The 8312-nt window shown below is 32.7% G+C and carries 6 protein-coding genes; all 6 read right to left on the bottom strand.

Translation table 11 applies throughout. The annotated features are described in order from the left end of the window. The coding region (gene secA / locus AB2369_RS08835) for a preprotein translocase subunit SecA (RefSeq protein WP_367666116.1) at window positions 1-2233 on the bottom strand (2233 nt) is incomplete at its 3' end. A gap of 161 nt (window positions 2234-2394) precedes the next feature. Then, complete coding sequence (locus AB2369_RS08830) at window positions 2395-3450, bottom strand: glycosyltransferase family 4 protein (RefSeq protein ID WP_367666115.1); 1056 nt, start codon at window positions 3448-3450, stop codon at window positions 2395-2397. A gap of 254 nt (window positions 3451-3704) precedes the next feature. Then, window positions 3705-5123: a hypothetical protein gene (locus tag AB2369_RS08825; protein ID WP_367666114.1), complete on the bottom strand. Its 1419-nt coding sequence runs from the start codon at window positions 5121-5123 to the stop codon at window positions 3705-3707. Next, the gene (locus AB2369_RS08820; protein WP_367666113.1) at window positions 5120-5884 is read right to left on the bottom strand and encodes a glycosyltransferase family 2 protein; all 765 of its coding nucleotides are present in this window, start codon (window positions 5882-5884) and stop codon (window positions 5120-5122) included. The genes AB2369_RS08825 and AB2369_RS08820 overlap by 4 nt, the downstream gene beginning before the upstream one ends. Window positions 5885-5899: 15 nt before the next feature. Then, window positions 5900-6838 carry a GDP-L-fucose synthase family protein gene (locus tag AB2369_RS08815; protein WP_367666112.1) on the bottom strand — a complete coding sequence of 313 codons (939 nt, stop codon included), beginning with the start codon at window positions 6836-6838 and terminating at the stop codon, window positions 5900-5902. A 51-nt stretch (window positions 6839-6889) separates the two neighbouring features. After that, the gene (locus tag AB2369_RS08810; RefSeq protein ID WP_367666111.1) at window positions 6890-8149 is read right to left on the bottom strand and encodes a glycosyltransferase; all 1260 of its coding nucleotides are present in this window, start codon (window positions 8147-8149) and stop codon (window positions 6890-6892) included. Between the last annotated feature and the right edge of the window lie 163 nt (window positions 8150-8312).

Below are 8312 nucleotides of genomic sequence, written 5' to 3'. Positions count from 1 at the left end.
GTCCTATATATTGTTTTAAGTGATCCATTTTCTCAAGATGCTCTACCCAGTTATCATCTACAGCTTTAAGGATTATCTCCTTTTCAATGTCTTTAATCCCGTCTTCTAGGTATTCTAATTTTTTCTCATAGTGTTTTATATATTCTTCTTTAAGGAAAGTGATTATTTCTTTTTTATTTTTCATAAACTTTACTTCTCTTAAAACTTCCGTGTCTTCTTCCTCTAAAGGAGTGATTTTCTTAAGGTCATCTATAAGTTTCATAAGTTCTGATTCTAAATATCTCTTATTTCTTCCTGGAGAAGTTAAAGATGCCTCTACATAATCTACTATAATTTCTTCTATCATAGAGTCCACTTCTTCTTTTAAGCTCTCACTAGATAAAACCTTATCTCTTTCTCCATAGATTACTTCCCTTTGTTTACTTATAACGTCATCATACTGTATAAGATTCTTTCTTATATCAAAACTGTTTGACTCTACATTCTTCTGAGCATTTTCTACTGCCTTTAGAGCCCATTCTTCCTCTATTGGTTCCCCTTCTTTAAGGTTTGTCTTCTCTATTATCTTCTTGAACTTTTCAGATGCATGTACATTTATAAGTTCATCTTCAAAGGATACATAGAATCTTGATTCCCCAACATCTCCTTGACGGCCTGAACGTCCTCTTAACTGATTATCAATTCTTCTTGACTCATGTCTTTCCGTTCCTATAACCTTAAGTCCTCCAAGTTCTTTAACCCCATCTCCAAGGAGGATATCCGTTCCTCTACCTGCCATATTGGTAGCAATTGTAACCATTCCTTTTTCTCCTGCCTTAGCTACAATCTCAGCCTCTCTCTCATGGTGCTTTGCATTTAAGACTTGGTGAGATATTCCCCTTCTTTTTAGCATAAAAGATAGTATCTCTGACTTTTCTATGGATACAGTTCCAACTAAAACTGGTTGACCTGTTTTATGAGTATTTTCAATGTCATCAGCCACAGCCTTAAACTTTTCATACTCATCCTTATATATAAGGTCCTTATTATCTATCCTCTTTATATCCTTATTAGTAGGTATTACTATAACGTCTAAGGCATAGATTTCTCTGAATTCATATTCCTCTGTTTTTGCCGTTCCAGTCATACCTGCAAGTTTTTTATATATTCTAAAGAAATTCTGATAGGTTATGGTTGCTAAAGTTTTATTATCTCCTTCAATCTTAACCCCTTCCTTTGCCTCTATGGCAGAGTGAAGTCCCTCAGAGAATCTTCTTCCATCCATTATTCTTCCTGTAAATTCATCTACTATATATATCTTATTGTCCTTTACAATGTAATCTACTTCTCTTTCCATGGTGTAATTTGCCTTTAAGGCTTGTACAACGTAATGCTGTATATGAAGGTTTTCAAGGTCCATAAAGTCTTCTATATTAAAGAAGTTCTCTGCCTTTCCTATACCCTCTTCATTTAAAAGCACAGCCTTTGCCTTATGATCTATGGTAAAGTCCTCGTCCTTCTTTAAGGTTTTTGCAAAATAATCTGCTAATTTATAGAATTCATTATATTCCCCTGTTCCTCCTGAGATTATAAGAGGAGTTCTTGCCTCATCTATAAGGATGGAATCCACTTCATCTATAACACAATAATTAAGCTTTCTTTGAACCTTTTCTTCTAAATTACTTACCATGTTATCTCTTAGGTAATCAAAACCAAACTCTGAGTTAGTTCCATAGGTTATATCACAATTATAGGATTCTCTCCTATATATTGGGTCCATGTTTTGTATAATCACTCCTGTAGTAAGACCTAAGAATTCATAAACCCTTCCCATTTCTTCCTTATCCCTTTGAGCCAGGTAATCATTTACAGTTATAACATGTACTCCATTACCTCCTAAGGCATTTAAATAAGCTGGAAGAGTTGCCACTAATGTTTTACCCTCTCCTGTTTTCATCTCTGCAATTCTTCCTTGATGAAGAACTACTCCTCCTACTAGCTGCACCCTGTAATGCTTCTTTTTAAGCACTCTAAAGGATGCCTCCCTAAGAACTGCAAAAGCCTCTACTAATATATCATCTAGAGTTTCTCCATTATTTAGTCTACTTTTAAACTCCTCAGTCTTATTTTTTAACTCTTCATCACCTAAGGCTGACATCTTATCATCTAAAGCTTCTATTTTATCTACGATTTTATATACTTTTTTTAATTCTCTTTCACTATAGCTTCCAAATACTTTACTCACTATTCCCATAATACATCATCCCTCACAATCTTTAGCTTTGCCTATTAGAGTCCTCAGTCTTAACTTAAAATCTTTAGCTTACTTAGTTTTCACTTAAAATCTTTAACACTTATTAAAAAACTTTTCCATTAATTAAATCCTAAAGCTTTACTTAGAATTTTTAGTTCTAATTAATTTAAAAGCTTTAGGTATTCCTCTAATTTATGTCTCCAAGTTATTCCCTTAGATTTGTCATAGGCCTTTTGTGCAACATCAAAATATTTTTCTTTATTATAAAAAGCAAGGTCTAAAATTTCTTCTACTTTTTTATAATAGTTGTCTAGGGTTACAATAAATCCATCTTTCTTATCTCCTATAAACTCACAGGCTCCTACATTATCTGTAAGTATAGGAACGGTTCCATTTGCCATGGCTTCAACTACAGTCATATTGAAGGAGTCTAAATAAGATAGTGCTAAGAGAAAATGGGACTTTTTATAAGCCTCATATAACTCATTCTTATCTATACACCCTCTATATTTTACGAAGTCATTACCTTCTATGGCATTCTGAAATCCATTAAAAAATATATCATCATCGAATTTCCCGTAAACATCTAAAGTGATCTTATAAGGCTTATTTTTCTCATTTAACACAGTGACTAAATTAACTGCCTCCAGTGCTCCCTTTAGCTTTTTTACTCCACCGCTCATTATAAGTCTTATTTCATTATGTATATCCTTTTCTTCTTTAATATTGTAGTTTTCAATAACGTCCACCCCATGGTGTATTACAAAGGATGGTTTCTTCCTTTTAGTGTGCTCTAAAATTATGGATTTTGAAAACTCCGATACACATATTAAATTTTGAAAGTTTCTAAGTATATAGTCCTCAAGTCTATAGTAATTTTTCATATCTAGGCCCACAAACCTATCCTCAAGCTTTCTAAAACCATGAACTATCATATAGTACTTATGTCTTTTATTAAACTTAGATAGAAAATGTACTATATAAGACATTTTTAACCCGTCAGTATTTACACAATATATATTCTCTTCCCCATGTCTTAAAGTTTTAAGAAGATATAGTATAGCCTTTCTAAAGTTCCCTTGAAACTTTTCAGGAGATATAACCTCTATATTATCTTCTTCTCTAATTTCCTTAACCAATGAATTAAATATATTAGTAGGACCGTTTAATATATTTAATCCATTATGCCAATTTATAAAATAAATTTTTTTACTCATTTTTACACCTCTATGAAACTGCAAAAGGGTAACCCCCTACCCTTTATGTGATGACTAATAATTCTAATACCTTATACTTATTAAAGTTAAATATAGGAATTATAAAGCCACTAAACTCATTCAAGCTAAAATTCAGCTGGAGTAAAACTCCAGCTAAATTACGTTTCACTCTATCATATTACTATGAGGAATTTCACTTCATGATAAAATTTTAACCATCATTATAATCGTTTTGACTAAAATTTTTCTAGATTTCAATCTAACCTCTTTGTTTTGGATTCCTTGTTTAAACAATAACTCTCAATTAAATAATATGTTACGAAAAATAAAACTGAGATTTTAGGATATTCTACCCAATTATCTATTATTAATATAATTGAAAAATATAGTATAGTCAATTTATTATTGTCACTTCTTACAAAATTCGTCAAAATTAGTGCCAAGACGACAAATATCCCTATATAGCCTAGCTCTCCCATTATGGCTATATATTGAGAGGTAGGTTGATCCACTACTGATAATCCATATCTTAAATAAAGTCTTGGCTTTACATACTTCCTCATGTATTTTCCATTATATATAGGTAAGTTTAACTTATTATACCAAGATGCGTAATATCCACTAGAAGTCAATGCTGCCCTTGAGGAATAACTTCCTATTCCCCCACCAAATAGGGCAAAAGAATGGTATTTCTTGGGTGCTGTTATAAAAGTATCTTCATAATACGCTAATTTTTTTATATTATCCCTTCTGAAAGCTGGATCAAATAAAGTGCTATTTACTTGATATCTTATCCATGAAGGGGAAGCTATATAAAATATAGCAGCAAAAGCTATTACTGAAGTTAACACCACTACCTTTAGTCTCCTAGGAGAGAATATAATTCCATATAGTATAAGGGTTCCTATAAATAACATGGTTAAGGCTGTGGACACTGTAAGCAGTGAGAAAATAAACATAAGCCCCATCCATACTATAAGGTTTTTACTTCTACTTTCCTTATACATAACAAAGAATCTTATAAAGGAAAATATAAATAGATTAAACAGCATAGGACCTTGACTTGTTCCCAATGTGCCTATAGCCCAATCCCCTATCCTATGAAGTATAATCACATCCATCCTTAAAGGAATATAGATTATAAGATGTAGCATTTGTGCTATAACCATAGTATTCATCACCTTAGTCAAGGTTCTACCATGTTCATAAGGTTTACATTTAACAACTATAAAAGCCATAGCTATAAATGTAAAATTGTACATTAAATATAAAAGTACATTAATCAGTGGTACTTTATTATATAAAACTCCAAACACCATATATATTGCTACGGCTAAGATTATCCATTTTTCTTTTTTGCTAAAACTTACATGTCTATGCCCTTTAAATATCTTATATAAATAATATATAAGTAAAAACCCTGTAAATACCATAGGTGTATAGTTACCTGCTACTATATAGCTATATAAGGTAAGGGTAAACAGCATCTCCTCTAAAGATGTCTTTCCTTTAAATACTTTATACCCTTCCTTAGCCATAATTAGGGCAAACCATATATATATGATTTTTTCATTGCCAGTAAGTATTATACCTAGGGAAAAAGGAAGTAGTAGAAGAATATCCTCTTTAAAAAACTCTACTCCCTTGAAAAAGCTCCTAATAAGTTTTTTCAACTCTTCCCCCTCCCTATTAAGGTTTTAATATTACCTTTAAAGATCTCCCATCTGCACCTTAGGGGCACTGTTTCATACCACTTAATTCCATTCTTACCTGCAATCTTTATTATCTCTTTATTAAACTGACTCAATATAGATACAGTCTTAGAATCATCATGAAGTCTAAATTGAGCTAAATAGGTAGGTATGTATTTTATTTCTCCCACCTCTAAGATCCTAAGCCAGATATCATAATCCATAACACATACCAAATCCTCATTTAAAGGACCACATATATCTAAATGAGTTTTTCTAAAAAATGACCCTGGCTGAACCACTGATGGGTTCTTATGAAGAAGAGCCTCCCTTGTTATATTAGGCATGGAATACCTTCCTATAACCTTTGACTCCTCATTAATAACCTGAATGTCTCCATAAACTAAAGCTAGTTTAGAATCCTTTAAGAATTCATTTACCACCATATCTATATCGTGGGGAAGAAGTATATCATCAGATCCTATCCATCCTATAAACTCTCCCTTAGCCATTTTAAATCCCTTATTTATGGCATTAGTTTGTCCCTTATCTTTTTCTGAAACCAGGGTTATTTTATCCTCATAGTCTCTTAATATATTCAAAGTTCCATCCTTAGATAATCCATCCATAACTATGATTTCTATATTAGGATAGCTTTGATTTAATATACTATCTAAGGTTTCCTTTATGTATTTCTCTGAATTGTAACAAGGAATAATTACTGAAACTAATGGTTTTTCCAAAATGTTCTCCCCTTTTTATCTAAGTTTTTCTTCATTTTCTAAGTACCAATTATAAGCTTTATCTATGCCCTCTCTTAGGTCTACCTTATGTTTCCATCCTGCCTCCCTTAGCCTTGAAACATCTAAAAGCTTTCTCATTGTGCCATCTGGCTTTGAAGAATCAAATTTAAGTTCTCCCCTGTAGCCTACAATTTCTTTAATAAGCATTGCTAAGTCCTTAATAGATATATCCTCTCCTGTACCAATATTAAAGAAATCATTTCCCTTATAATTCTCCATTAAATATAGGCATGCATCTGCCATATCATCTACATATAAAAATTCACGAAGAGGTGCTCCACTTCCCCATATCTCTACATAGGGCCTACTGGAAACCTTTGCCTCGTGGAATTTTCTAATAAGAGCTGGCATAACATGAGAAGTTTCTAAATTAAAATTATCATTAGGTCCATAAAGATTAGTAGGCATAACACTTATAAAATTAGTACCATACTGCCTGTTATAATACTCACACATCTTAAGTCCTGAAATCTTAGCTAAAGCGTAGGCTTCATTGGTTGGCTCTAAATATCCTGATAAAAGATACTCCTCCTTTATAGGCTGAGGGGCATTTTTAGGATATATACAAGAGCTTCCAAGGAACATAAGCTTTTTCACCTTATATTTATGAGCTGCCTTTATAACATTACACTCTATTAAAAGATTCTCCATTATAAAATCTGCTGGATAGGTATTATTAGCAAGGATTCCTCCTACCTTTGCCGCCGCTAGAAAAACATATTCTATATTCTCTTCCTTAAAAAACTTATCCACCTCTGTATAATCTGTTAAATCTAATTCCTTATGAGTCCTTTTTACTATATTAGTGAATCCTTTCTCTTCAAGAATTCTATAAATTGAAGAGCCTACTAGCCCTCTATGTCCTGCCACATATATTTTGCTATTTTTCTCCACTGAAATCACCTCCATATAATATATACTGTAGTAACTGTTACTCCCCACCTTTTAAGAGGATGGAGTGTTACAGCTGCTAGCCATCAGATAAACCTCTATATGCTTCTCTGCTATTAGATTCATATTACAACTCTTCTCTACATGAATCCTTCCAGCCTTCCCAAGAGCATTATCCACATTATTCTCTATACACCATTTAATTCCTCTAGAAAAGTCATAGCTATCCTTAAACTTAGCTAAATATCCATTCTCCTTATGTTTTACTAAATCAGGTATTCCCCCTGTCTCAAAGGCTATCACTGGTACTTCACAGCTTAGAGCCTCCATAACAGTGTAGTTTAGACTATCCTCCAGGGATGGAACTAAGAATAAATCACTAGCATTATATACCATATCAAGCTTTAACTCTTCCTTTAAGAAACCTGTAAAAGTATATTTAATCCCTAATTTTTTTACCCTTTTCTCATTATCACTACCGAAGATAAGTAGGTGTATCTTTTCCTTTAATTCCTTGTTATCCTCTAAAAACATCCTTAGACTCTCTAAAAGATACTCATATCCTTTATACTTAGTAGTAGTGCTATTTACAGCTCCAAAGGTTAAGACTAAGTCTTCCTTATCTATACCAAAAGACTCCTTTGCTCTAAGTTTATCCTCTGGTTTAAAGGTATTTAAATCTAGGGTATTATGTATCTTAAAAACCTGTTTTCCCTTAAACACCTTAGATTCTTCTATGGATGTTTTTGTCCATCTACTTGGAGCTATAAGTTTTATATTATAATCCTTAAATATCTCCTCTTTAATACGGAATAGTTCCCTTGCGTATTTCTTTCCCTTATTATTAACTAAATGACAATTACTACACCCTTCTATATAGCCTTTACATTCATACCTTACATGACATCCTCCAGTAAAGGGCCAGCTATCGTGGCATGTCCAAACGACCTTCTTACCCATGGACTTAAACTTCTCTAAGGAGTGAATACTCATAAAGCTATCATTTATCCAATGAAGGTGAATCACCTCTGCCTCTTTAACTAAAGGATGTTTAAAAATATTCATTCCCCTATGTCCAAGGGAAAATATGGTGGTACTCTCAAAGGAGGATTTTACCCTATCGTCTATCTTCTTTTTTATCTTCCATAGAAGTTTTTTATTAAAGGTATCTATATAAGGAATAACCTTAGGTAGATTAAAGAACTCCTCTACAACTAAAATCTTTGAATCTACCCCTTCCTTAAGTAAAGACTTATGTAGTCTATAACAGGCTGATTGAGGAAATACATTAGTGGTTATGTGAAGTACCTTCATTAAAATCCCCTGCTACTCAAAATATGGACAAATATACCCATATTGAGATCATTCCTTCTTCAACGTGTCTGTTCTCGCCTTAGCTAATAACATTTGATATAACACTCTGAAGGCGTAAATTCCCCAAATAGCCTTGGGTACATATCTATAAAACTTGTTTAAG

The sequence above is a fragment of the Clostridium sp. genome, from assembly GCF_040797585.1.
GTDB lineage: Bacteria > Bacillota > Clostridia > Clostridiales > Clostridiaceae > Clostridium_Z.
The sequence above is the reverse complement of the archived record's forward strand: the minus strand, read 5'-3'. Positions and strand labels throughout refer to the sequence as shown.

Bases quoted from the DNA above. Each gene is read 5' to 3' on its own strand.
- AB2369_RS08830 (WP_367666115.1), bottom strand. From the start codon at position 3,450: ATGAGTAAAAAAATTTATTTTATAAATTGGCATAATGGATTAAATATA.
- AB2369_RS08810 (WP_367666111.1), bottom strand. From the start codon at position 8,149: ATGAAGGTACTTCACATAACCACTAATGTATTTCCTCAATCAGCCTGT.